We start from the raw sequence: 25,118 nt of genomic DNA on the forward strand, positions 1-25,118 counted from the left end.
AAAGGAAAGATCGAATGGGTAAGGCGGTAATAGCAATCCACGGCGGCGCCGGCGCGATTAGCCGAGCGCAGATGTCGCCGGAGCGCGAACGCGAGTTTGTAGCCGCGCTGTCGGCCATCGTCGACAGTGGGCAAAAAATGTTGGCAGCAGGCGCCAGCGCGCTGGATGCGGTGACAGAAGCGGTACGTCTGCTGGAAGAGTGCCCGCTGTTTAACGCCGGGATAGGCTCGGTATTTACCCACGATCAAACGCACGAACTGGATGCCTGCGTGATGGATGGCTATAGCCTGCAGGCCGGCGCGGTGGCTGGCGTAAAGCATCTGCGTAACCCGGTGCTGGCGGCGCGTCTGGTGCTGGAAGAGAGCCCGCACGTGCTGCTCATCGGCGAAGGGGCGGAAAAGTTTGCCGCCTCGCGCGGGATGACGCTTGTTGAAAACGAGTTATTTTCTACCACCGAGCGGCTTCTGCAGTTACAGCAGGCGAAAGAGGGCGGCGAGATTATTCTCGACCACCATGCCGCGCCGCTCGACGAACGCCACAAAATGGGCACCGTTGGCGCGGTGGCGCTGGATCTGGCCGGTAATCTGGCGGCAGCGACCTCCACCGGCGGAATGACTAATAAACTGCCCGGTCGCGTCGGCGATAGCCCGCTGCCGGGCGCCGGCTGCTATGCCAATAATGCCAGCGTCGCGGTCTCCTGCACTGGCACTGGCGAAGTGTTCATGCGCACGCTCGCCGCTTACGACATTTCGGCGTTGATGGAGTACGGCAATCTCAGCCTGTTTGAGGCCTGCGAGCGGGTGGTGCAGGAAAAACTGCCGGCGCTGGGCGGCAGCGGGGGTCTTATCGCCGTGGACCGCGAGGGGAATGTCGTGCTGCCTTTCAATAGCGAAGGTATGTACCGGGCGTGGTGTTATGCGGGCGATACGCCGACGATTGGAATTTATCGCGAATAAAAGGAGAAGCGAGCTTGCCGCAAAGTCATGAAATTGATGAAGACGATGTGCTGGTGGTACGCGATCTTAACGTCGCCTTTAGCCAGCAGCGGCAGCGCGTTTCCGCGGTGCGTAACCTGTCGTTCAGCCTTCGCCGCGGCGAGACGCTAGCTATCGTCGGCGAGTCCGGTTCCGGAAAATCAGTGACCGCCCTGGCGTTGATGCGCCTGCTCGACGAGGCGGTCAGCGAGGTCAGCAGCGAGGCGTTGCTGCTACGTCGACGCAACCGTCAGGTGATTGATATTAATGCACAAACGGCGGGGCAGATGCGTCAGGTTCGCGGCGCGGACGTGGCGATGATTTTTCAGGAGCCGATGACCTCGCTGAATCCGGTATTCACCATCGGCGAACAGATTGCCGAATCTATCCGTCTCCATCAGGGACTGCGCCATGACGAGGCGCTGCAGGAAGCTAAAAAGATGCTCGAACGGGTGCGTATTCCGGAAGCGGAAGCGATGCTTTCACGTTACCCGCATCAGCTTTCCGGCGGCATGCGCCAGCGGGTGATGATCGCCATGGCGTTATCGTGTCGACCGGCGGTACTGATTGCCGATGAACCTACCACCGCGCTGGACGTCACTATTCAGGCGCAGATCCTGCAGCTTATCGCCGCATTGCAAAAAGAGATGGCGATGGGGGTGATGTTTATCACTCACGATATGGGCGTGGTGGCGGAGATCGCCGATCGTGTGCTGGTGATGTATCGCGGCGAAGCGGTTGAAAGCGGGCGCGTCGACGATATTTTTCGCGCCCCGCAGCACCCTTATACCCAGGCGCTACTGGCGGCGGTACCGAAGCTCGGCTCAATGCGCGGCAGCGATTTACCGCGGCGCTTCCCGCTGCTCAACGACGGTGTGACCCAGCAGCCGGAACAGAATACCGTGGTCGCCGGCAAACCGATTTTACAGGTGCGCGATTTGGTCGCGCGTTTCCCGATCCGCGGCGGTATTCTCAACCGCGTCACCCGCGAAGTGCACGCGGTGGAAAAAGTGAGTTTCGATCTGTGGCCGGGCGAAACGCTGTCGCTGGTCGGCGAATCAGGCTGCGGTAAATCGACTACCGGGCGGGCGCTGCTGCGGCTGGTGGAAGCGCAGGGCGGCAGTATCACCTTTAACGGCCAGCGTATTGATGCGCTGTCCGGCGGCAAGCTGCAGACGCTGCGCCGCGACATTCAGTTTATTTTTCAGGATCCTTACGCCTCGCTCGATCCGCGGCAGACGGTCGGTTATTCCATTATGGAGCCGCTGCGCGTGCATGGTTTGCTGGAAGGGGATGCGGCTCGCGAACGCGTCGCCTGGCTGTTGCAGCGCGTGGGGCTGGAGGCGGAACACGCGTGGCGTTATCCGCATGAGTTTTCCGGCGGCCAGCGGCAGCGTATCTGTATCGCCCGCGCACTGGCGCTCAATCCGAAAGTGGTGATCGCCGATGAGTCGGTGTCGGCGCTGGACGTGTCGATTCGCGCGCAGATTATTAATCTGCTGCTCGATTTACAGCGTGAAATGGGCATCGCATTTCTGTTTATTTCCCATGACATGGCGGTGGTGGAGCGCATCAGCCACCGCGTGGCGGTAATGTATCGCGGGCGGATCGTGGAGATTGGCCCGCGTCGCGCCGTGTTTGAAAACCCGCAGCATCCTTACACCCGTAAACTGATGGCGGCGGTGCCGGTCGCCGACCCGGCGCATCGTCAACCGCAGCGCGTATTACTCTCTGACGAGCTGCCGGGGAACATCTATAAACCGGGAGAAGAAATCGACAGCGCGCCGTTACAGCTGGTAGCGCCGGGACATTATGTCGCCCGCGAGCCCGCCGATGTACTGAGCCGATAACAACCTAACGCACTCTTGCAGGAGCATAACAACATGACTCAACCTGTTACACGCAAATGGCTACTGGCGCTTGGCATCGCCTCGGCGCTGGCGGCGACGCCGGCCTTCGCCGCGAAAGATGTGGTGGTCGCGGTCGGTTCCAACTTCACGACCCTCGATCCCTATGACGCGAACGATACCTTATCGCAGGCGGTGGCGAAGTCGTTTTATCAAGGCCTGTTCGGCCTTGATAAAGAGATGAAGCTGCAAAACGTACTGGCGGAGAGCTATACCGTCTCGGCGGATGGGCTGGTGTATACCATCAAGCTACACAGCGGGGTGAAATTCCAGGATGGCACCGATTTTAACGCCGAAGCGGTGAAAGCGAATCTCGATCGCGCCAGCAATCCGGATAACCATCTCAAACGCTATAACCTGTATAAGGATATCGCCAGCACCGAGGCGGTGGATCCGACGACGGTCAAAATCACTCTCAAACAACCGTTCTCGGCGTTTATCAATATTCTTGCCCATCCGGCGACGGCGATGATTTCGCCGGCGGCGCTGAAAAAATATGGCAAGGAGATCGGCTTCCACCCGGTAGGTACCGGGCCGTATAAGCTCGACACCTGGAATCAGACCGATTTCGTCAAAGTCAGCAAGTTTGATGGTTACTGGCAGCCGGGGCTGCCGAAGCTGGATTCCATTACCTGGCGCCCGGTGGTCGATAACAACACCCGTGCGGCGATGCTGCAAACCGGCGAGGCGCAGTTCGCTTTCCCGATCCCTTACGAGCAGGCGCCGCTGCTGGCGAAAAACAGCAAGCTGGAGCTGGTGGCCAGCCCGTCGATTATGCAGCGCTATATCAGCATGAACGTAACGCAGAAGCCGTTCGATAATCCGAAGGTGCGGGAAGCCATCAACTACGCGATTAACCGTCAGGCGCTGGTTAAGGTCGCGTTTGCCGGATACGCCACCCCGGCGACCGGCGTCGTGCCGCCTTCTATTGCCTACGCCAAGACCTACAGCGCATGGCCTTACGACCCGGCGAAGGCCCGTCAGTTGCTGAAAGAAGCCGGTTTCCCTAACGGCTTCAGCACCACGCTGTGGTCATCGCATAATCACAGCACCGCGCAGAAGGTGCTGCAGTTTACCCAGCAGCAGCTGGCGCAGGTGGGTATTAAAGCGCAGGTGACGGCGATGGATGCCGGACAGCGTGCGGCGCAGGTTGAAGGCAAGGGGCAGAAAGAGAGCGGGGTACGGATGTTCTACACCGGCTGGTCAGCGTCGACTGGCGAAGCCGACTGGGCGCTGTCGCCGCTATTCGCCTCACAAAACTGGCCGCCGACCCTGTTTAACACCGCCTTTTACAGCAACCCGCAGGTCGATAAAGACCTGAGCGAGGCGCTGAAAACGACCGATGCGCAACAGAAGACCAAATTCTATAAAGATGCGCAGGACATTATCTGGAAAGAGTCGCCGTGGGTGCCGCTGGTGGTGGAAAAGCTGGTATCGGCGCATAGCAAAAACCTGACCGGGTTTTATATTCAGCCGGATACCGGTTTTAGCTTCGAGCAGGCGGACTTAACGCAGTGATAATGCTTATGCTCACGCGTTCCCTCTGCCGAAATGGGAGGGGGCGATGCTGAATTACGTTCTGAAGCGCCTGCTGGGGCTCATTCCGACGCTGTTTATCGTCGCCGTGCTGGTGTTCCTGTTTGTGCATATGCTGCCGGGCGATCCGGCGCGGCTGATTGCCGGGCCGGAAGCCGATGCGCAGGTGGTGGCAATGGTACGCCAGCAGCTGGGGCTCGACCAGCCGCTGCATGTCCAGTTCTGGCACTACATCACCAATGTATTGCAGGGTGATTTCGGTATCTCGATGGCTTCGCGCCGCCCGGTGACCAGCGAAATCGCCAGCCGCTTCATGCCGACGCTATGGTTAACGCTTGCCAGCATGAGCTGGGCGGTGCTGTTCGGCATGGCGGCGGGGATTGCCGCGGCGGTGTGGCGCAATCGCTGGCCGGATCGGCTGGGGATGGCGCTGGCGGTAACCGGTATCTCCTTCCCGGCGTTCGCTCTCGGTATGCTGCTGATGCAGGTCTTTTCCGTGGAGCTCGGCTGGCTGCCGACGGTCGGCGCCGACAGCTGGCGGCACTATATTCTGCCGTCGTTGACCCTTGGCGCCGCGGTGGCATCGGTGATGGCGCGCTTCACCCGCGCGTCGTTCGTTGACGTGCTCCATGAGGATTACATGCGTACCGCGCGGGCCAAAGGGGTGAGCGAAACGCTGGTGGTGTTGAAGCACGGCCTGCGCAACGCGATGATCCCGGTAGTGACCATGATGGGGCTACAGTTCGGTTTTTTGCTCGGCGGCTCCATTGTGGTGGAGAAGGTCTTCAACTGGCCGGGGCTTGGGCGACTGCTGGTGGACTCCGTGGAGATGCGCGATTACCCGGTGATTCAGGCGGAAGTGCTGCTGTTTTCGCTGGAGTTCATTCTTATCAACTTAGTGGTGGACGTGCTGTATGCCGCCATTAACCCGGCTATCAGGTACAAGTAAGGTGAGATTGCTCAACTGGAGAAGGGAAGCGGTTATCAACGCCATGCCGGGCGTTAAGCCCGGACAGATCCGCACGCCGTGGCATGAGTTCTGGCGGCGTTTTCGTCGCCAGCCGGTGGCGATGGCGGCGGGCATATTTGTGCTGTTGCTGATTGTTGTCGCGATTATCGCGCCGTGGATAGCGCCGTATGACGCGGAAAACTATTTTGATTACGATCGCCTGAACGAAGGGCCGTCAATGGTGCACTGGTTCGGCGTTGATTCGCTGGGGCGCGATATCTTCAGTAGGGTGCTGGTAGGTGCGCAGATTTCGCTGGCCGCTGGGGTACTGGCGGTACTGATTGGCGCGCTGATTGGCACCGTGCTCGGCCTGCTGGCCGGGTACTACGAAGGCTGGTGGGACCGTATCACCATGCGCATCTGCGACGTGCTGTTTGCCTTCCCCGGCATTCTGCTGGCGATTGCGGTGGTGGCGGTGATGGGCAGCGGGATGGCCAACGTGATTATCGCGGTGGCGATTTTTTCAATTCCGGCGTTCGCCCGCCTGGTGCGTGGCAATACGCTGGTTCTGAAGCAGCAGACGTTTATTGAGTCGGCGCGCAGTATTGGCGCCAGCGATTCGACTATTCTGTTCAACCATATTTTGCCCGGTACGGTGTCGGCGATAGTGGTCTATTTTACCATGCGCATCGGCGTGTCGATTATCTCCGCCGCCAGCCTGTCGTTCCTCGGCCTTGGCGCGCAGCCGCCGACGCCGGAATGGGGGGCGATGTTGAACGAAGCGCGCGCGGATATGGTGATGGCGCCGCATGTGGCGTTATTCCCGGCGATCGCCATTTTCCTGACGGTGCTGGCGTTTAATCTGTTGGGCGACGGCCTGCGCGATGCGCTGGATCCGAAGATAAAGGGATAGGAGACAAGTACGGCGGTAGCAAAGTTGGTAGGTTAGCCCAGCCTGCGCTACGCCTGGCTGGACTACGGGTTTGAGCGGTTGGTAGCCCGGATAAGGCGCAAGCCGCTATCCGGATTATCCCAGCCTGCGCTACGCTTGGCAGGGCTACAGGTCTGAGCGGTTTGGTAGCCCGGATAAGGCGCAAGCCGCTATCCGGGAAGCGGGATTAGACCCGGGTACCCCACAGGTCGTATTCGTCGGCGTGCTCGACTTTCACCCGCAGCACGTCGCCCGGTTTAACGTTGGTTTCACCGTTCAGATAGACCGCGCCGTCGATTTCCGGGGCATCGGCCATACTGCGGCCAATCGCGCCTTCTTCATCGACTTCATCGACCAGCACCATAATTTCGCGGCCCACTTTTTCCTGCAGACGCTCGGCGGAAATCTGCTGTTGCAGCTGCATAAAGCGGTTCCAGCGCTCTTCTTTCACCTCTTCCGGTACCTGATCCGCCAGTTCGTTGGCGGTGGCGCCTTCAACCGGGCTGTACTTGAAGCAGCCAACGCGGTCCAGACGCGCTTCTTTCAGGAAGTCGAGCAGCATCTGGAAGTCTTCTTCCGTTTCGCCCGGGAAACCGACAATAAAGGTGGAACGCAGAGTCAGATCCGGGCAGATCTCGCGCCACTGTTTAATACGCGCCAACTGACGGTCTGCGGAACCTGGGCGCTTCATCAGTTTCAGGATGCGCGGGCTGGCGTGCTGCAGCGGAATGTCGAGATACGGCAGGATCTTGCCTTCCGCCATCAGCGGGATCACATCGTCAACGTGAGGATACGGGTAGACGTAGTGCAGACGTACCCAAATACCGAGTTTCGCCAGCTCTTCACACAGGCTGACCATACTGGTTTTCACCGGCATGCCGTTGTGGAAACCGGTGCGGTGCTTGACGTCAACGCCATAGGCGGAGGTGTCCTGCGAAATCACCAGCAGTTCTTTCACCCCGGCATCGGCCAGGCGTTTGGCTTCCGCCAGCACTTCGCCAATTGGGCGGCTCACCAGATCGCCGCGCATTGACGGGATAATGCAGAAGGTGCAGCGATGGTTGCAGCCTTCCGAGATTTTCAAGTACGCGTAGTGACGCGGCGTCAGCTTGACGCCCTGTTCCGGCACCAGGCTGAGGAACGGGTTATGCTTCGGCTTCGGCGTATAGTGGTGAACGTGCTCCAGCACCTGCTCGTAGCTATGCGGACCGGTAATTTCCAGCACCTTCGGATGCACCTCGCGGATTTGATCTTCTTTCGCGCCGAGGCAGCCGGTAACGATCACTTTGCCGTTTTCTTTTAAGGCTTCGCCGATCGCTTCAAGCGATTCCTGCACGGCGCTGTCGATAAAGCCGCAGGTGTTGACGATAACCATATCGGCGTTGTCGTAGCTGGGAACCACGTCATACCCTTCGGTACGCAGTTCGGTGAGGATACGTTCTGAGTCTACCAGGTTTTTCGGGCACCCTAATGATATAAATCCAATCTTAGACATTTTTTTGTACAATCAGTTGCTCACATTGCCGGGGATTATATAGATGCCACAACTTTATAGCTACATCAGGTGGTCAACAGATCGCCAGGACAAAGGAACAACCAGAAACAGGCAGCTTGCAGCCGCGAAAGTATATGCGGCTGAAGCTGGGCTGGAAATGGTTGAGATCGAAGATCCTGGCGTCAGTGCTTTTCGTGGCAAGAATACCAACACAGGAAAATTAGGGGATTTTATAGATGCAGTTAAACAAGGAGCTATTGCCTCTGATTCCTGGCTATACGTGGAAAATCTGGACCGCATTACAAGACAGAATGTAACTACTGCACAGAAACTGTTTATTGAATTGTTAGAGTTAGGTTTGACACTCGTCACAGGCATGGATAAGCGGGTATATACACTTGATTCTGTAAACAAAAATCCAACAGAATTAATGATCTCACTACTGCTTTTCAGCCGTGCCAATGAAGAATCAGAAACGAAATCAAACAGGACTATAGGCAATGTTGTTGCTTTGGTCGAACGTCATCAAGCAGGATTGCCAGTAAACATTAAGTCAGTTGGTCGCCATCCGTTTTGGATAGATGATTCAGGTTCGCAATATGAAGCGGTTAAAGAACATCCGGTTTACTGGAGTATCGCCCGCGAAGCTATAGACATGTTTTTAGATGGGAATGGCATCTATACAGTAAAGCGTTATCTCGATGAAAAATATCCTAACGGTTTAAAGGATAAGGAGTGGGATTATCAAGTTTTAAAGAAAATGCGTGATAATCGTGCGTTGATTGGGGAAAGGACTATCAATGTCGGTGGTGCTACTTACAAACTTGATAACTACTATCCGTGGTTGTGTAAAGATGAAGCAGAGTTTTTAACGCTGGCTGAACGTAAGCAACAAAACAACTACAAAGCTAAGAAAGACAAAACAGAAGAAATCAAATTGTTGTCAGGGCTACAGGTGTTGCGGTGTAGTAAATGTGGAGGAACGATGCATTCCTTCATGAATCATGGTAGTGCTCGCTACATCTGTACGAATGGGGTTCACCTACAGAAAAACTGTTCTGGCTGGTCAATATCAGCTCAATTAGTTGAACACTGTACAATGATTTCACTCCTGATCGGTTACATGGACAAGAGTCGTAAGGATGGTATTGACACTACTGCTATAGAAGAAGAAATTAGTAGAAAAGAAATATTGATAACTGATCTGGAATCTCGCATAGCAAACATGGCTCAGGCAATAGCTATTGCTCCTGATGTTAGTGCACTAGCAGTTCAATTAAATACTTTTGATTTAGAACGTAAAAAGACTGTTCTGGAAGTTGATAAGTTGAAAGAACGCTTACATTCATTGAAAGGTAAAGGATCTTTAGAAGTAGATATTACTGATTTCCTGATGCTTATTCAGTGGTCGGTGTTTACAAATATGGAGGATGCTGACAGAAACAAAATAAGGAAAATTATTAGCTCTATAATCGAAAGTATTATTGTTGAAAAAGCAGATGGATGTATAACTATAAAAATAAAGTGTCATCATAAAGATGAATGGCTAGTGTTTGGTGGAGTCAACAGAAAACCTTTTTGGGCTTTTACTATCGAGTATTCCACTAATGATGCAAAAGAAATTGAAGGTGGAGACTCTTCAAATTTTGTTAGTAATCCGCTATTTCAGAAGGCAGTAGAGCAACTGGATAGTATCAAACAGAGTTATCTAAAGCTTTTCGAGACTGCCAACACTATGTTAGGAGTCATTGGTTATAGTGATATTCGAGGGGCATCATTCTGGCCTAATACTGGACAGTATGAACGTGCGAATGTTGAGTATGATGGGATAACTTATAGCATTGCGATGAATGGCCGGGTTTCGAAGGCAATAACCGCAGCATTGGAAGCGACTGGATTGTCGCGTAAAGACTTCATAGAGCGTTATAAGGTATGAAGCCAAAGAACTTGTAGTGTTGCAGGCTCATCATAGGATGCTTTTTTAAGTCGGCAATGGCCGCATCAAAACTGAGAACTCTCGAAACTTTTAATAATTGTACTACTAAGAAAGTACAAAGATACTCGTGAAACCATCGAAGAATGTATCAGTTAGAAAGTACAAAGATAGTGCCTAAATGATATATGATTTTTTGACTTGAATAGTAATGAGATTGTCAAGAAAAAGTTGCAACTATTTCTTGATTGGGGCAATTTTGCCCGTTAACATATAGCCAATCAAACATTAACAGCACCCGTAGGAGGTTAACCATGAGATGACTTTTAATTTAGAGGAGTAACGATATGTCAAAGAAAAATAGTAAGATACCTTCCGCAATTGTTAATGAAATAAAGCATCTATTCAATGAGTTAGCTGCTTTTAGCGTTACGGTTCAACGTAAGCAAAGTAGTACAAAAGCCTACATACAGGTTATGGATGAATATCAGGGACATGAGAGGATTCACACCATTTACCTAAAGGACGATAAAATACGTTATCGCGGCCTAAATGTAGAAAGCAGCAATATAACAGAAGTCGATATAGAAAATAACGAAGTAAAATTTGCGATGTATTCGACATTAATTATGAAACTTCCTGTAGCTTTTGAGGCAGTGAACCAACTTCTTTCACTTGTTGATAAGCATGGTCTTGTAGTTGTCGCAACTCCTAAATACTAATAACAAAAACGACGAAAGGCCAGACACTGGAATGGCTGACCTTTCTAAATTAATCAATATGGAGCGTGTACAAATGATTAATCCTACACCTATTTATAACAAGTTTAAGTATGTATCTGCTGAGTGTGGTTCAGGTAAGACATATCAATTATGTAAGAATATCAATAAAGTACTTAACACTAAAGGCAGTACTGAAAAGTTCATTATCGTACAAAACACACAGAAACTCGCAACAGATACGTCTAAAAACTTTGATAGCTGCAAATTGCTGATTAGTGATTTAATGCCTAGGAGTAAAAATGTCATTAACACAGTGCTGGATTTCCTCAAAGCACCAGTTGAGCGGGTTCTTATCATTAGTGATAAAACATTTTTTAGAATACCAGTTGAAATGCTAGAAGGTTGGCAGATTTGGCTTGATGATGTGACTAATTTTCATTCATTCAAAAATATTAATGACGATAATCAGAGAATAAAAGACATTATATATCATGAACTGATGCAGGAGCATGAGATTGTCGACGAGGAAAAGGAACGATATTTAACAGCTAAAAAGAAAGCAGTAAAAGGGGATTTAATGAACAAAATCGCCCAAGAGCTTTCTGTCATAGCTGAGAATGATATTTTCATCATGAACAACGATTACTTTGTCGATCCAGAGAAAGTGCAATTGAGCATTCTTGGATGGAAAGATCTCAGTAAGTATCTCGGATTACCTGTTACTTTCATGGGGGCAAACTTCGAAAATTCATTGATTTATAAGGCAAATCAAGGGATGTTTGAAGAAATCAGTCTGGATGATCTGCAACAACGAAAAGTACCTTTAACTGAACGCCTCAAAGTATACTATTTCTCAGAAAATATAAAGTTGTCAAAGACATGGAAGGAAAAGAATCCTAGTCAACTCCAGCGTGTTTATGCTTATCTCTCTGAAGTACTCGAAGGTCAGGAATACTACTGGACGAACAACAATACCGACAAGCAGAAGCTGCACAAGGCTTACAGAATAAGCCCTGATGCGAGGGGGCATAACGACTACAAAGATCGACATACATGCGTCTGGTTAGCCTGTATGCGTCCAGACGATACAGAAGCGAAGCTGTGTCAATTGCTATTAAAGATTACAGGTGAAGACATCCATCAGGCAAGAGAGTACGAAAACCTTCACCAGTTCGCTTTAAGGGGGATATCACGTCAGTTCAACAATGATGCAACCCAGATTGTCTATGTGTTCGATAAATGGCAGGCAGAGTCATTGAGTACAAATATTGAACATATCCCTGAAGTACTTGTAAACGTAGCACCGGGGGCACTAGGAAGGCCAAAAGGAGCCACAAACGTTAAGAGGCTGCCTGCGTTGAGTGATACAAAATCGAAGCGTTTCAGTCGCTGGAAAAAGGATAATCCGGGGCTTGAGTTAGTGGCATTCAAAGCATTTCTTGCAAGTACTGTCAACGCGGATCTCAGTACTGACGATACTACGGCTATGTGGGGCAGATACCAGAAAGCAGTACAAAAAAAAGACGCAAATTCAGTCCGAAACACCGACATGAAAAGCAGCAGCATGTCCAAAAATAACCCCTTATAATATACACTTAGAGAAAAAACGGACATCAACCTAAGAGCGAAAGCGAATTAACTGCCTGAAAGCAGGAGCGGCGAAGCAAGCGAACTGTTTCGGGTAGTTAGTGAGAGTGCTCACGCAGTGAGTACTTGATAGTTATCCCATTGTTTATATAGATGAAAAATTTAAACAGCACCCGCTTTGCGTGTACTGTTCGCTGGATTCGGTTCTACTGCTTCGTTCCTTTCAGTCACTGGCAGAGCGAACCAATCGCGTCTTTTGTTCTGTCAGTAAGTACATAACTGATTGTTATTTAATTACTTATTGTACTAATAATTCCTTTGAGTACTTAGTGGGGTATCTGCTGTTTCAGCTACTGGAAAAGCCCTGTCAGTACTGCTCTGAGCGAAGCGAACCCGATCCGATCAATCCCTTTCCATGATGGTGTTTCCGACAAAACGCACAGGAAGCCCCGGAACGAAATTTTAACTAAATGCAGATACTCCCAATCCATAAGCAATCAAACAACCTTAGCGGCTTTCTGAGGGCATTTAAATGTCAAGACCAAGGACTTCAGATGCTTTCGAAGTACTGACCAACGTCTGATCGTTTTTACCTATTGATTTGCCTGCGATCAATAGATTTTGATAGTTTTTATCGATCGAATATCTATATATCGATCGTTTTTATCGATCAATTTGTTGTGAAGTGATATTCTGATTACCTTTGATACACAACCTTTGAGGGATTTTATGGCCGGGCTTGTTGTTTCCATCATTTGTGTGATCCTTGCAGTACTTACTTTCAGGAAAGTTTCAAACTATTCCAGAAATAAAGGTCGGGGAAAGTTCCGTACTTCGATTGCTGCGTTAGTCATGAGCTTTATTGTTTTTGTGGTCTCAATAGGAATTGGTTCCGGGGTTGTTTCACAGGATAAAAGTACGGATATAAATGCTAAGGCTTCAACGGTGGGCAGTACGGAAACAAAAAAAGCCGATGTTTATAAATGCGATAAGTTTGATGCGATAACCCAAACTCGACAAGGAAAAAAACATAATTCTGGTTACTATTCAGATAAAAGTATTTTAGTTGAATATACTATCTCAGATGATAAGTTGTTCAGTCGAATGCCAATTCCAGGTGATAAAGATATTACTGATACTGCTAAATTTAATGAAATCGCAGCAGATGGATCACGCAAGTATGGGAATTCATCAAGTAACTATTTTGTATCAGTGCTTAATGATAGTACCATAAAAGTAATTCTCGTTGATTTTAACCATAATGGAACAATTACACAGATTTGCTCGAAATAGTAATCTTGTATCAGGGGGAAGAAATGATGATAAGAATATTATCAGTACTCTTAATGATAATCCCATTAACTGCAATTGCGACTACTATTCCCGATGGGAAACCAGAAAAGCCCTTTATTGTTGGTAATGAAGTTGTTTGCTTAAAGGAAATTCAGGAACAAATGACACCTTATCTCAAGTCATTTGAAGAAGAAGGAGGGGTTAAGTACAAGTACAATGTTAAATCGGGTTTATCGTACAAAGACAGTGTAGGGCTACGGTTACAGATCAATCGTGTTGATTCAGGATTGAATGTGCGTATTGCCGATCTTGACTACTACTGGCTACAGGAACGGGGCAGTATGTGCGAGCCAGCTTACATGGTTCTCAATCGCATTAGTTGAATATAAGTTGAGAGGCCATTAAGTTGGCCTCCATTAATATTAATTCTCACCAATAATGGATATTTGCTTAAGGTAGAATGTTGTAAGTTTCTTTTCTTTATCTTTATCAATACTTCTGACAAAGGATAATATGCCTTTTATGATTTCATGTTTGTTTGAAACTTCATTTCTTACTAAATCGTAAATTCTTTTCCTGTAGACACAATAATCTTTTTTACTAATGGTGATTTTAGGTGTGACTGTTAATCCTGTAACTTCTCTACGAACTTTAGGCCCAAGAAATTTTTCTTTTTTTGAGTTTATGGTAAAACCTTCGTCTCTAATTATTTCTTTTATTAAATAGGAGGCCTTTTCTAAAATTAAAATTTTGTTTCCTGATATGCAAAGATCATCAGCATAACGTGTATATGTTAACGCACGTTTTTTACAATACGTAGACAAACGGTGATCAAGTCTTAAACAAACAAGATTAGATAAGGCGGGTGACGTTGGGGCACCTTGAGGTAAATAACCCTCTTTTGTACAAAAAGATGTAAGGATAAATGCTATATTATTATTGTAACCAATGTTTTTGAATAAAGTATATACATGAGATGCTTGCACATTGGTAAAAAAATCCTGAAAATCCAAGTTTAGTATATATTGGTTTCCTTCATGAGGTTTTGCATTATCAAGTATAGATTTTTTCCGTACAAAACCTTTCGCGTAAACTGAAGGTGACAATTTATCTAAAATAGACCTGAGAACCCAACGTTGTATTGCCTTTAATTCTTTTACAGGGCTTTCTATGTAACGGATACCCCCAGATTTTTTTTTCATTTCAATACGGTGGTAGTATCTATGGTTATTAAAGCTAAATTTTGAAATTATCTCTTTCGGAAGCCTGATGAATTGAGATAAATCATCTACATTCTCAAGAATTGGAAGGGATAAAAGTTGCTGGGTGTACTTTCCTTGATGAGCATTCATGTTCGTTTCATCAGTGTAGAGGGGCATTATCTCGCTTTAAAAGCGTGTGCTAGTTTTTAACGGCTAAAGCTGCAAGGCTTGATGTACGAGTCCCCCAAGTCACGGTGGGCGGGAGTTGGGGGACTCGATCATCAAGCTATCTCTGTGATGTATTGCGGGAACGGAGAGACTCTCCATCCACTGTGAACCTAACTAACGAACTAGCTAAGTCACCAGCTTAAAAACTAGCACACTCGAAAATTCTAAGATGAATCTTAGTCATTGTCTAGCATATTGTTTATTCATGATTTTCGCCCTTAATTCAGCAAGTGATGATTTCAAGTAGAAACTATTAATTATTGAGTTATAACCGATTTGAGTTATACTGAATAATCCCTCTTGTTGGTTAATCATTCCTGCCCTTATGAGGGAGTGTGTCGCAGCTTTACAGGCAACATTATCTCGATTGTCAAACTTTCTCTCCATGATCAGCTCCATGGTTTTATACACCGAGCGTAAATTTAAATCATCAAATAAATAGATTAAAAGAAGGACGTGTTGTGAATATAATAAGATATTGTCCAACTTTTTCTTCTTTCTACCACTCGGAAGAGTTTCTTTAATTTTTCCAAGTACTAATTTTACATGTTCGGGGTTCTTTTCATCGAAGTTCTTTGGAATATCATATATTTCCCCGCCATGGGTTCTGACGAGGCGTATAGGTCCGTGATTTATAAAGCTTTTCCCTGATTTAAATTCCCCCATTCTCATCACAAGCATCTTGTTGGCTAGGGCTTTATCCATGGAAAATGCACCTAGTTCAGCGAAAGACCCCGGACTTTCAGGTATAAGAACTATAAGATCAACAGAGTTTGCAAGTTGAGTTTCTAGCGATAGCAAACTGTTCTTTCCCTGACCTTCTAGGAGATCTTCAAACAAATCCTCTGGATAAGTTAGAGTGATACCTTTCTCTTGAGAAAGAAATGTCGAGAATTTATATCGAAGACTTTTTTTGTCAGATTTATCTTTCCCACATAAAAAGATTGTTTTTTGGGAATCATCAAATCCGTTAATCAATAGGTCTCTAATTTCGTCAATAGTTTGATGGATATGTAGGTCCGGGAACTTGTTGATAATGCTATCTTTGGGAAGTTTCATGTTTGTTCCTAACAATGGCACTCCTCGTATGTAACTCCAGATTATATTATAAAAAGAGTGTGACTGCATCATAAATGTCTTAACGCAGAATTGTTTGAAATCCTTAAAAAGTATCTATATATCATGCACATACAAATGGCATCATAGTATATCAAGGTGTAAGAATTACTGGCCTTAAGCACACAAAATAATAGAAAACCAGGTCCCTCGATTTTTGACAAAAATCTTAAGTAATCTTTTACTCAGGAAAAAGTACAGTCAGTTTTAATCTACCTTATTTGAAATCTCGTTCACTTGATCAGGTTTAACCCCCCGCGACAAAATGCCGTGTACTCAGATCTCGGTACTGAACTTTTCACTAACCCTGCATTGAACAAAAAATAAACGATCAAAAATCTCTTTTGAGTAGTCCCTTGTGATACTCCGCTTTTGCGTCTCGTTTAGTATCATTTAGATATTGAATGCATTTAAATGATACTGTATCATTAAGTTAATTTAAATGATACAAATCGGTAGTGAGGGCAGGAAAATGATTTTTGGTTATGCAAGAGTCTCAACGAAGGATCAGAACCTTGAACGTCAGTTAGCAGTACTGGAACCTGTTTGTGACAAAATCGTCACCGAGAAAGAATCAGGTAAGTCCACCAGCGAAAGACCTGAATTGTTGAATCTGCTTTCACACCTCCGCGAAGGTGACACGCTTGTGACGCACTCGATTGATCGCCTTGCACGTAATACCCGCGATTTGCTGGAAATGATTGATAACCTCGTAGCTCGCGGGATCACTGTTCAGTTCCTTGCTAACTCAATGAGTTTCGATAACTCCCCACAATCTCGCTTAATCTTAACCATGATGGGAGCCGTTGCAGAATTTGAGCGGGGAATGATTGCATCACGTCGCAACGAAGGAATTGCCCTTGCTAAAGAGGCTAAGAAATACAAAGGCAAGCAAAAGAACCAAGAACTACACAGTAAGATTATCGATATGTTAAAGGCCGGAAAGAACACACCGGACGAGATCGCAAAGCTATGTGATTGCGGCAGGGCTACAGTGTTTCGCGTGAAGAAAGAAATGCTTACTCATGAACGATCATAGCTGCAAATGAGAAAAAAAGGACATATGTAAAATACGACTACATATATCCTTTTGATATCGATGTAATATTTCTTTATCTGTTTCAAACACTAATCGGTTAGAGCTTAAGTAATAGTAATGTTCTATCTGTCCTGTTAAAATTAGTTTTGAACTTTGTTTACAAAATCCATATACGGATTGATACCCTGCATCATACCTTTTATTGCAATAAATGATGTCCCAAAATTCCTTACTACGGACTCTGTAGATGAATTTATTTCTGATTCTACTGAAAGCCTTTTCTTAAGGCCAACTTTAAGTATTAATAATTGATGGGAAAGTTTTTCAATCAAATCAATCCATGTAGTAATACAATCATCACGAGTCATGTTATCTTTAAAACATATGGCATATTTTTTGGATATTTTTTGTTCTAAGATAGTTTCCATTAAATGAGATATTGCATGGATAATCATGAAGGACGAACCTCTTTCATTTAACAGCGATAAAACTGTATTTTCATGAGAGGTTATAGTCTTCTGTTTCATTTTTTCCAGAAGGTTTTCTTTGTAAAGGTTGCATGCCTCAAGGAGCGTAAATACAAATATCAAATGTTCAGCTGTAATAGTGTTTTGGAAAGCAATATTATAAAGTTCTGGATCATCCCAAATTTTTGTTTTTTTGTGGTAGCTATCTTTAGGATTTCCATGCCAAGATACCAATGCTTGTGCAGCTGTATGAGCATCTATACGTAATGATTTATCGCCAGCTAGTTGATGTCCTCGTAAACCACCATCATAAGTAGCAATTTTTATTTTTTTAAATGATTCCCGTAATCTTTTTTGTATAGGATCATTAGCTTTGAAATCAGAAGGGATTACGATGTTTTGGCTATTGTTAAATCTAGTTATATCTTGAATTTTTTGTAAATTAGAGCATTTAATGAATCTTATACCAATGAATATATTTTCTAAGCCTTTTTCATCCAATGTCCCAAGTGAGCCTGTGGTCTGGGCACCATTAACTATCGATAGTCCCCTTATTTTTTTTATTTTACCTGTTACATCGTTATTGCTTTTTTCTAATTCATAATCATGTACTAATGCAGTAATCCCATTATTAAAAACAAAGAAGTCGTTTTTTTGTTTTTTAGCCGACTTCTGAATTCCTGCATTGATTACTTTATCCTTATCTTTATTATTTGCACCCATAAAGCCGCGTACGTTTGCACTAAAAAGCAAGTCTTTATGTTCTTTGTAAAGGCTTGATAACCATTCACCAGTGATACTGGTCATAAACGCTTCCCATCCATCCCCATTTTTTATATACCCAAAAGTGTTATCGGGAAGGATAAATTCATCTTCGATTAATATAGCATTTTTGGATGATCTATAATATTCATCTAAAGTTTCTAAACCTATTTCTTTTATACTTACATCTATATCTTTAATAGATTTAAATTGCTCTCTTAACTGACTCCTTCCAGACTCGAGAAGAGGTAGCATTTGTTGTTTTATTTGTATGCTTTCAGGACAATTATGCAAATACCAAAAGTGAATCATGCTAATTTCATTTTTTTTTATTGCATCTCTTGCTTCACTAATGTGTGGTCTTATTCCTTCGGGGATATCCTTCAGAGGCGTTGAGAATAGTACACCGATTGCATAAGAAAGATCCGCACCCTTATTACCTTTGGCTGTCGATTTAAACGTCTGTGCTTCATATGCTTGTATTACAACTATTGATCTTTGTTCTTTGTTTATATAAAGAAGATCAATTTTGCAATCATCACCTCCAGCAGTTATAGCAGGACCTATTTCATTTAATGGATCATCTATTCCATAAAATAACTCTAAGGCAAATACTGCACATCGATTTTCTTTAAATCTTTCAAGGTCCGTACGCTGATCTAATGCACTGATAAATGAGCTATCGCTAAATTTTTTATATGCCATATTATAACCTTTGATTTATCATGTGTAATAACTACGTAATATTTTACACATTTAACAAATAAATAATGATGAATGTTAGAAAAGTAAGATCCAGATCAAATATTTACATGTTTTGTCGAATGGTTGTTTAGGTTATTAATTGACCAAGTTAAAGCATTGATATCACATCCTATTGTTCCAACGGTAAGATCATGACTTTGGCTTTGTAGATCATTAGCCTCAAAGTTACTAAAGGTATATAAATTTATTTTATTTAAATCAGTAAGTTACGATGTGTTTCTTTTTTGTTCTTAATTTTTATTTTGATTTTTTGGGCAACCGAGGCTGACGAAGCCAATTTTTGGCTGCTGCATAACATTATTCATAGATTAAATTTTTGCAAATTTTGTAGTGGTCAATGCAGGGATTGTACAGAGTTTAACTGAGTATTTACATAGAAATGAACACAGCTCTTACTTTCCTGTACGATATGGAAAGAAGAGCATGGGGTGATTTATGCTAGCGATAATAACTGCTTACTGAGTTTTCAATTTCAAATTCAAGCTGATAAAGTCGCTTAAGTAATAATAATGATTCTTCAATTCTTTTATTATCACCTCGGGAATGATAAGTTACTTTTTTAATTATGCGTCTGTTTATTGGAAACTCAACAAAAGGAATTAATATGCCGTTATTATCTTTCCATTTTATTAGTGTTTCTTTTCCTGGGTCAGCGAGCCATACACCCTTCGAACGATCAACTGATTTGCATTCCGATAATATTAAGCGGAACTCATTTTCATGTTTCCATTCCGCGTTTTTAGTTGCCGGGAATAAGAAACATAATTTATTATAAATTTCAGACGCGAAGTTTTCTGGGCCAAGAGCTTTGAGTGCTTCTGATAATGAATTAATTTCCATTATTTTTTCTATGTGTGTGTTATCGTAGAATACTTTACTAAAGCGAGGTTTGAAATGTTTAAGTATTTTTTCACCCGGAACTTTCTCTCCATTCTTAGGATTTCCTAGTGATTCAATAGCTTCTTTTATATTCCCTGGTCGACCGCAAGCATTTGCACCGTATTCTAAATCAATTTTATTAAATTCAATAGCATAATTAACATCATTTTTTCCATATGAAAGCCAATGATTTGTATTATCCGCATTTTCAGTAAAACAAGCTACATAAGCGTCTTTAATATTAGTTGAAATCCATTTGCTAATGTTATTATAAAGTTCCCGGTGAGGTGAGTCACTCTTACATTCTTGCTTTAATCGGTCACATTCTTTTTGAAATGCATCAATTGCGTAGATATGCTCCATTTTATCATTTAGATATTGAAGGTTAGTGCAGCGAATAACGCCGTCTTGTATTATCCCTAATAATCCTAGCGAGCCTGTATAGTGATAAACTTTACACATTCATAATTCCTCTTCTAACATATAGATTAATTCTGTCATGATTGTTTTAAGTAATCATTTAGATTCTTAAAATAGATATTCTTCTTCTAGCCTCATTTTGTACAAATATTTGCTCAGGGATGCATCATGCCTCAACTTTAAGCTATATCAGATGATCATTTGACCGCCAGAACCAATGGGTTGCCAACTGTAAAGCTGGAACGTCTACCGAGCGAGGTCAGACCACAGTAGTTTGGGGGCATGCTCGGGTACTCTAAATTCAATGTTTAGTTTTGATAGTTGTTATTTCAAAGTAATCTGGTACTAATTTTGCGGAGCCTATGAATTGTTTATACGACTTGTCACATTCGTCAAGCATAACTAGAGCTTTTAAATTTTCGAAGAAATCCCTTTTCTTTGATTCGATTTTGTTATAATCCTCGTCAGAGGTAGCAGTCGAAGATAGTTCTTTAATTTCTTTCATTTCATTGTCGATTTTTCTAAGGCTACTGATGAACTGGATTGAATCTCTGAGGTATTTTTTGTGATAAGAAAAAATGTTTGATTTAAAATTCCAACCTAATTTCTCTAATGAATCAACGGTGGTCTTAATTTTAAACATCAAATCATGGTTTTGCCGATATGATATTTTTTTTTCATACAAGGTTGAGATGAAGTCATTATAAGCGTCATCAGCATTCGTGTGGTAATAGTAGGTAGTGTAGTCTTCTATTATCGTGTTGAACTTTCTATTGCTCATGAATAATTTTGGATGAAGATCCGTGATTAATTCCTTTGCTAAAGTAAATGCATGTTCATCCATCTTTTGATGAAACCAATTAGGTGCAGATTTGAAAGCTAAATAAGCGACAATTAAAGTACCTAAAGAACTTAAGCTACTTATCCAATCTGTTAGATTGCCAATGTCTTTTTTCATAGCACTACTTATCACTAACCACAGTGATAGTACTAACATTATCGCAATAGCAACTTCTTTAACTGCTTTCCACAACCCGATGAACATGGTCATATCCCATAACCCAAAGGTATTTTGATATCACAAAATCTCTGAATTTCATAGGGCTATGATACATTCGAATTGCCAGTCTAAAAGGTGTTGATTACATAGGGCTGAGTAATAGATTTGCTCTTGCTTAGATAATTGGTTGATTGTTGACCTCAATTTGTTTCTTGATTTTTCGGGCAGCCCAGGGAGACGAAGCCGATTTTCGGCTGGTGCGTGACATTGCTCATAGCTTAAAAAATGTTCATTTATTGGAATGGTCAGGGCAGGAATTCTACAGATCTTTGCGAAAAAGAGTATAGCCAGGGGACGATGAATGATGAAAAAGCTTTACGGCAAAAAAACTCAGCTATGGTATTTAAAACCATTATCTCCTTTACATTGACCTTACGTTTAATAACATTCTGTTAACCTTGCCTATGGCCGGAGCCAAAACTGATAAACCCATGCGGCAAGGAGCATAACAATGACCACGAGTAGTCCGCTGGCCCTTACTACATTACCCTTTACCCATCTGGATATTCCGCCGCAGCCATCGTCAATTCAGCACTCGCTGGAAGAGGGCAACGTCCTCTATTTACCGAATCTGGATTTTTCGCTGACTGCCGAAGAGCGCGAATTACTCAATACCGATTTAGTATCGCCGAAGCGTAAGAACATTAGCTATCAGCCACAAAAGCGTGAAATTAAAGGCGTAGCGGACGCGGCGAAAGCCCCGGCGGTACTGCAGCTGACCGAACGTTACTATCAATCCACGTTGCGCCTGATTGATGCACTGCTGCCCGGATACCGCGAAGCGCTTTATCGCCCGCAAACCAGTCTGCGGCTGCATCCGATAACCGCCTGGCGCGACACGACCTCGTGGCGTAAAGATGATACCCGCCTGCACGTCGACGCTTTCCCGTCGCGCCCGGTTTATGGCGATCGCATTCTGCGCGTATTTTGCAACATCAATCCGCACGGTGAACCGCGTTTGTGGCGCACCGGCGAACATTTTGAAACGCTCGCTGCGCGTTTTCTGCCGACGCTGAAACCGTGGTCGCCGTTCGCCAGCTGGCTGCAATCGGCGGTGGGGATCACCAAAAGCAAACGCAGCCATTACGATCATCTGATGCTGGCGTTGCACGACAAAATGAAAAGTACGCCGGAATATCAACAGCACGGCGTACAGCAGGCGGTAGAGTTTGCCGCGGGGAGTACCTGGATCTGCTTTTCCGATCAAACGCCGCACGCGGCGATGGGCGGCCAGTTTATGCTGGAACAGACTTTCCAACTGCCGGTGAGCGCGATGCATAATCCGCATTATTCACCGCTGAAGGTGCTGGAAAAGTTGATGAACCAGCCGCTGGTAAGTTGAACAACGCGGCGTGACCTCTGAAGTTGTAACATTGTAAATAATGTTAATTGCTGTGGGATTATTGACCTTGCTCATGATTCCGCGCAAAAAATGACCATACTATGATTATGGTAATGGACGACAGAGGAGGACCGTGATGAGCGTTGACAGACGTTACACTAACCTTTTGAATAAGCTGATTAATGCCAATATCGATCTGGCGGCTTATCTCCAGCTTCGTAAAGCGAAAGGCTATATGTCAGTCAGCGAAAATGACCATCTGCGTGATAACTTGTTTGAGCTATGCCATGAACTGCGCGTACACGCGCCGCGTTTGCAGCACGCCATCGCGCCGGAAGAGATGGAAGCCTTCCGCCTTGCCGGCGAGTCCGTCGCTTCGGCGGCGGTTTGCCTGATGAGCGGGCATCATGATTGCCCGGCTTATATTGCCGTTAACGTAGAGAAGCTAGAACGCTGTCTGTCGGGATTGACGATGAATATTCACATTCTGAATAAATCCGCGCCAATTGCCCACGCCTGAATCCAGGGGGAGGCGACTCCCCCTGTTAAAGTTTATGTAAAAATCCCCGCCTGACTGGCCACGCTGGCTACCCTTATCAGCAATGCTGACGAAAGGAGTGCGCCATGCGCCGATATCTAAAAATAACTCTCATGACTGTGCTGCTGCCCATGGCGGCGATGGCCGCGCCGCGCGTTGAGGTGCTGCAGGATAACCTCGACCACCCCTGGTCACTGGCGTTCCTGCCGGACAATGAAGGCGTGCTGATTACCCTGCGCGGCGGCGAACTTAAACGCTGGCATCTCGATAAAGGATTATCGGCGCCCATTCGCGGCGTGCCGAAGGTGTGGGCCAACGGTCAGGGCGGCCTGCTGGATGTGGTGCTGGCTCCGGATTTTGCTCAGTCGCGCCGGGTATGGCTGAGCTATGCCGAAGCGGGCGAGGACGGCAAAGCGGGTACCGCGGTGGGGTACGGCCGCCTCAGCGCTGACCTGCAAAACCTGGAAGATTTTAAAACCGTTTTCCGCCAGCAGCCGAAGCTCTCCACTGGCAATCATTTTGGCGGGCGGATGGTCTTTGATGGCAAAGGGCATCTGTTTATTGGTTTAGGTGAAAACAATCAGCGCCCGACGGCGCAGGATCTCGATAAACTGCAGGGGAAAGTGGTACGCCTGACTGACCAGGGGGAAATCCCCAAAGATAATCCTTTCGTCGGCCGTACTGGCATCAGACCGGAGATTTGGGCTTACGGTATTCGCAACCCGCAGGGAATGGCGATGAATCCGTGGAGCGATACGCTGTGGCTGAACGAGCACGGCCCGCGCGGCGGCGATGAGATCAATATTCCCCAGGCCGGGAAAAACTACGGCTGGCCGCTGGCGACGCACGGCATTAACTATAGCGGCCAACCTATCCCGGAAGCTAAAGGAAAGAGCGCGCCGAATACCGAGGCGCCGCTGCATGTCTGGCCCGTTTCCCCGGCGCTGAGCGGCATGGCGTTTTACAACGCGCCGACTTTCCCGCAGTGGCGACATAAGTTGTTTATCGGCGCGCTGAAGGATGAGTCTTTGATTGTGCTCTCGGTGGACGGCAATACTCTCAGCGAGGAGACGCGGCTATTAAAAGATCGCGGCAAACGCATTCGTGATGTGCGCGTCGGGCCCGACGGTTATCTGTATCTGTTAACCGACGAGCCTGACGGTGAACTGCTCAAGGTCAGCCCGGAGTAATCACCTCAGGTGACCGGGATCATGACCACGTCGCGGAAGGCCTGACGCTGCTGGATTTGCTGGTACCAGCGCTGCAGATGGGGCCGCGGCTGCCAGCTGTCGAGGATGGACAGCAGGTTATAAACGAACGGCGCCACCGCCACATCGCCAAGGCCGAACTCATCGCCGGAAAGCCAGGCATGCTTCGCCAGTTCATCGTCGAGCATGGCGAACAGCCCTTCACAGGCGTGAATACCTGCCTCAATGGCCGCCGGATCGCGCTGGTCCGGCGGCGTTCTGACCAGCCCCATTAATACCGGACGGTGCGCCGGCGATAGCGTGGCGTTGGCCCAGTCCATCCATTTTTCACCCTGCGCGCGCTGCGCAGGCGACTCTACCCACAGCCGGTTTTGCCCGTACTGAGCGGCAAGATAGCGAATAATGGCGTTGGATTCCCACAGCACCAGCCCATTGGTATCGTCTTTGAGTAGCGGCACCAGGCCGTTCGGGTTCATCGCCAGATACTCCGGGTCGTGATTGAGACCATACTCCAGCCCCGCCAGAATCTGCTGATAAGGAAGATCCAGTTCCGCCAGCACCCAGCGTACTTTCTTCACGTTGGTCGAATTATTTCTGCCCCATAACGTAATCATATCCGCTCCTGCATGTTATTTAATCGCCGTTGCAACATGGTGAGCAATCATGTTGGAATAAAGTTAATATTCCATCAAGCGATTTTATTTTACTGTAATTAAACGCTTTTTATCCCTACCACTCTCTTTGTGGGGCACCCTTGGGGCAAAG

General features: G+C 46.2%; 21 protein-coding genes. 14 read left to right on the plus strand and 7 right to left on the minus strand.

The window, feature by feature from the left end; all coding sequences use genetic code 11:
* The first annotated feature begins 14 nt into the window (after nt 1–14).
* The 5 genes from iaaA to gsiD are packed head-to-tail and all read left to right on the plus strand — an operon-like array spanning nt 15 to nt 6,279.
* Nucleotides 15–956, plus strand: a complete 942-nt coding sequence (gene iaaA, locus PGQ95_RS05715) for a beta-aspartyl-peptidase (RefSeq protein ID WP_430917232.1) — start codon at nt 15–17, stop codon at nt 954–956.
* A 14-nt stretch (nt 957–970) separates the two neighbouring features.
* The gene (gene gsiA / locus PGQ95_RS05720) at nt 971–2,824 is read left to right on the plus strand and encodes a glutathione ABC transporter ATP-binding protein GsiA (protein WP_430917234.1); all 1,854 of its coding nucleotides are present in this window, start codon (nt 971–973) and stop codon (nt 2,822–2,824) included.
* A gap of 33 nt (nt 2,825–2,857) precedes the next feature.
* On the plus strand, nt 2,858–4,399 hold the full coding sequence (gene gsiB, locus PGQ95_RS05725) for a glutathione ABC transporter substrate-binding protein GsiB (RefSeq protein ID WP_430917236.1): 1,542 nt from the start codon (nt 2,858–2,860) through the stop codon (nt 4,397–4,399).
* A gap of 46 nt (nt 4,400–4,445) precedes the next feature.
* A complete protein-coding gene (gene gsiC / locus PGQ95_RS05730; protein WP_020079290.1) occupies nt 4,446–5,366 on the plus strand; it encodes a glutathione ABC transporter permease GsiC in 921 nt (306 codons plus the stop codon).
* Nucleotide 5,367: 1 nt separating this feature from the next.
* The gene (gene gsiD, locus PGQ95_RS05735; protein ID WP_430917238.1) at nt 5,368–6,279 is read left to right on the plus strand and encodes a glutathione ABC transporter permease GsiD; all 912 of its coding nucleotides are present in this window, start codon (nt 5,368–5,370) and stop codon (nt 6,277–6,279) included.
* A gap of 205 nt (nt 6,280–6,484) precedes the next feature.
* On the opposite strand, the gene rimO is transcribed toward gsiD, so the two are convergent.
* Nucleotides 6,485–7,792, minus strand: coding sequence for a 30S ribosomal protein S12 methylthiotransferase RimO (rimO, locus tag PGQ95_RS05740; protein WP_395226519.1), 1,308 nt, complete (start codon nt 7,790–7,792; stop codon nt 6,485–6,487).
* A gap of 43 nt (nt 7,793–7,835) precedes the next feature.
* Here rimO and PGQ95_RS05745 point away from each other — a divergent pair, with 43 nt between their 5' ends.
* The 5 genes from PGQ95_RS05745 to PGQ95_RS05765 all read left to right on the plus strand — a co-directional run bounded on the left by PGQ95_RS05745 (nt 7,836) and on the right by PGQ95_RS05765 (nt 13,710).
* The gene (locus tag PGQ95_RS05745; RefSeq protein ID WP_430917241.1) at nt 7,836–9,728 is read left to right on the plus strand and encodes a recombinase family protein; all 1,893 of its coding nucleotides are present in this window, start codon (nt 7,836–7,838) and stop codon (nt 9,726–9,728) included.
* A 344-nt stretch (nt 9,729–10,072) separates the two neighbouring features.
* Entirely contained in the window at nt 10,073–10,447 is a 375-nt protein-coding gene (locus tag PGQ95_RS05750) for a hypothetical protein (RefSeq protein WP_430917243.1), read from the plus strand.
* Between the two features lie 31 nt (nt 10,448–10,478).
* Entirely contained in the window at nt 10,479–12,035 is a 1,557-nt protein-coding gene (locus tag PGQ95_RS05755) for a type III restriction endonuclease subunit R (protein WP_274891982.1), read from the plus strand.
* A 728-nt stretch (nt 12,036–12,763) separates the two neighbouring features.
* Entirely contained in the window at nt 12,764–13,327 is a 564-nt protein-coding gene (locus PGQ95_RS05760; RefSeq protein ID WP_141651324.1) for a hypothetical protein, read from the plus strand.
* A gap of 26 nt (nt 13,328–13,353) precedes the next feature.
* Nucleotides 13,354–13,710: a hypothetical protein gene (locus PGQ95_RS05765; RefSeq protein WP_089503839.1), complete on the plus strand. Its 357-nt coding sequence runs from the start codon at nt 13,354–13,356 to the stop codon at nt 13,708–13,710.
* Between the two features lie 39 nt (nt 13,711–13,749).
* On the opposite strand, the gene PGQ95_RS05770 is transcribed toward PGQ95_RS05765, so the two are convergent.
* Together PGQ95_RS05770 and PGQ95_RS05775 are read right to left on the minus strand one after the other, a co-directional pair.
* A complete protein-coding gene (locus PGQ95_RS05770; protein ID WP_023284894.1) occupies nt 13,750–14,679 on the minus strand; it encodes a retron St85 family RNA-directed DNA polymerase in 930 nt (309 codons plus the stop codon).
* A gap of 258 nt (nt 14,680–14,937) precedes the next feature.
* Nucleotides 14,938–15,816: a retron St85 family effector protein gene (locus tag PGQ95_RS05775; RefSeq protein ID WP_023284895.1), complete on the minus strand. Its 879-nt coding sequence runs from the start codon at nt 15,814–15,816 to the stop codon at nt 14,938–14,940.
* A 529-nt stretch (nt 15,817–16,345) separates the two neighbouring features.
* On the opposite strand from PGQ95_RS05775, the gene PGQ95_RS05780 reads away from it, so the two are divergent.
* Complete coding sequence (locus PGQ95_RS05780) at nt 16,346–16,912, plus strand: recombinase family protein (protein ID WP_274891991.1); 567 nt, start codon at nt 16,346–16,348, stop codon at nt 16,910–16,912.
* Nucleotides 16,913–17,052: 140 nt separating this feature from the next.
* Here the strand turns inward: PGQ95_RS05780 and PGQ95_RS05785 are convergent, their stop codons facing one another.
* The 3 genes from PGQ95_RS05785 to PGQ95_RS05795 all read right to left on the minus strand — a co-directional run bounded on the left by PGQ95_RS05785 (nt 17,053) and on the right by PGQ95_RS05795 (nt 21,256).
* The gene (locus PGQ95_RS05785; RefSeq protein WP_032753927.1) at nt 17,053–18,846 is read right to left on the minus strand and encodes an AIPR family protein; all 1,794 of its coding nucleotides are present in this window, start codon (nt 18,844–18,846) and stop codon (nt 17,053–17,055) included.
* A 498-nt stretch (nt 18,847–19,344) separates the two neighbouring features.
* On the minus strand, nt 19,345–20,247 hold the full coding sequence (locus PGQ95_RS05790; protein WP_430917247.1) for a DUF2971 domain-containing protein: 903 nt from the start codon (nt 20,245–20,247) through the stop codon (nt 19,345–19,347).
* 259 nt (nt 20,248–20,506) lie between these two features.
* Nucleotides 20,507–21,256 carry a hypothetical protein gene (locus PGQ95_RS05795; RefSeq protein ID WP_430917249.1) on the minus strand — a complete coding sequence of 250 codons (750 nt, stop codon included), beginning with the start codon at nt 21,254–21,256 and terminating at the stop codon, nt 20,507–20,509.
* 460 nt (nt 21,257–21,716) lie between these two features.
* Here PGQ95_RS05795 and PGQ95_RS05800 point away from each other — a divergent pair, with 460 nt between their 5' ends.
* The 3 genes from PGQ95_RS05800 to PGQ95_RS05810 all read left to right on the plus strand — a co-directional run bounded on the left by PGQ95_RS05800 (nt 21,717) and on the right by PGQ95_RS05810 (nt 24,335).
* On the plus strand, nt 21,717–22,607 hold the full coding sequence (locus tag PGQ95_RS05800) for a Kdo hydroxylase family protein (protein WP_087859999.1): 891 nt from the start codon (nt 21,717–21,719) through the stop codon (nt 22,605–22,607).
* A gap of 136 nt (nt 22,608–22,743) precedes the next feature.
* Nucleotides 22,744–23,127 carry a biofilm formation regulator BssR gene (gene bssR, locus PGQ95_RS05805; protein ID WP_045364588.1) on the plus strand — a complete coding sequence of 128 codons (384 nt, stop codon included), beginning with the start codon at nt 22,744–22,746 and terminating at the stop codon, nt 23,125–23,127.
* 104 nt (nt 23,128–23,231) lie between these two features.
* A complete protein-coding gene (locus PGQ95_RS05810) occupies nt 23,232–24,335 on the plus strand; it encodes a PQQ-dependent sugar dehydrogenase (RefSeq protein ID WP_430917251.1) in 1,104 nt (367 codons plus the stop codon).
* A 5-nt stretch (nt 24,336–24,340) separates the two neighbouring features.
* Here the strand turns inward: PGQ95_RS05810 and PGQ95_RS05815 are convergent, their stop codons facing one another.
* The gene (locus PGQ95_RS05815; RefSeq protein ID WP_087859996.1) at nt 24,341–24,967 is read right to left on the minus strand and encodes a glutathione S-transferase family protein; all 627 of its coding nucleotides are present in this window, start codon (nt 24,965–24,967) and stop codon (nt 24,341–24,343) included.
* Nucleotides 24,968–25,118 lie beyond the last annotated feature (151 nt).

The sequence above is a fragment of the Klebsiella sp. 141240 genome (assembly GCF_050600805.1).
GTDB lineage: Bacteria > Pseudomonadota > Gammaproteobacteria > Enterobacterales > Enterobacteriaceae > Klebsiella > Klebsiella aerogenes.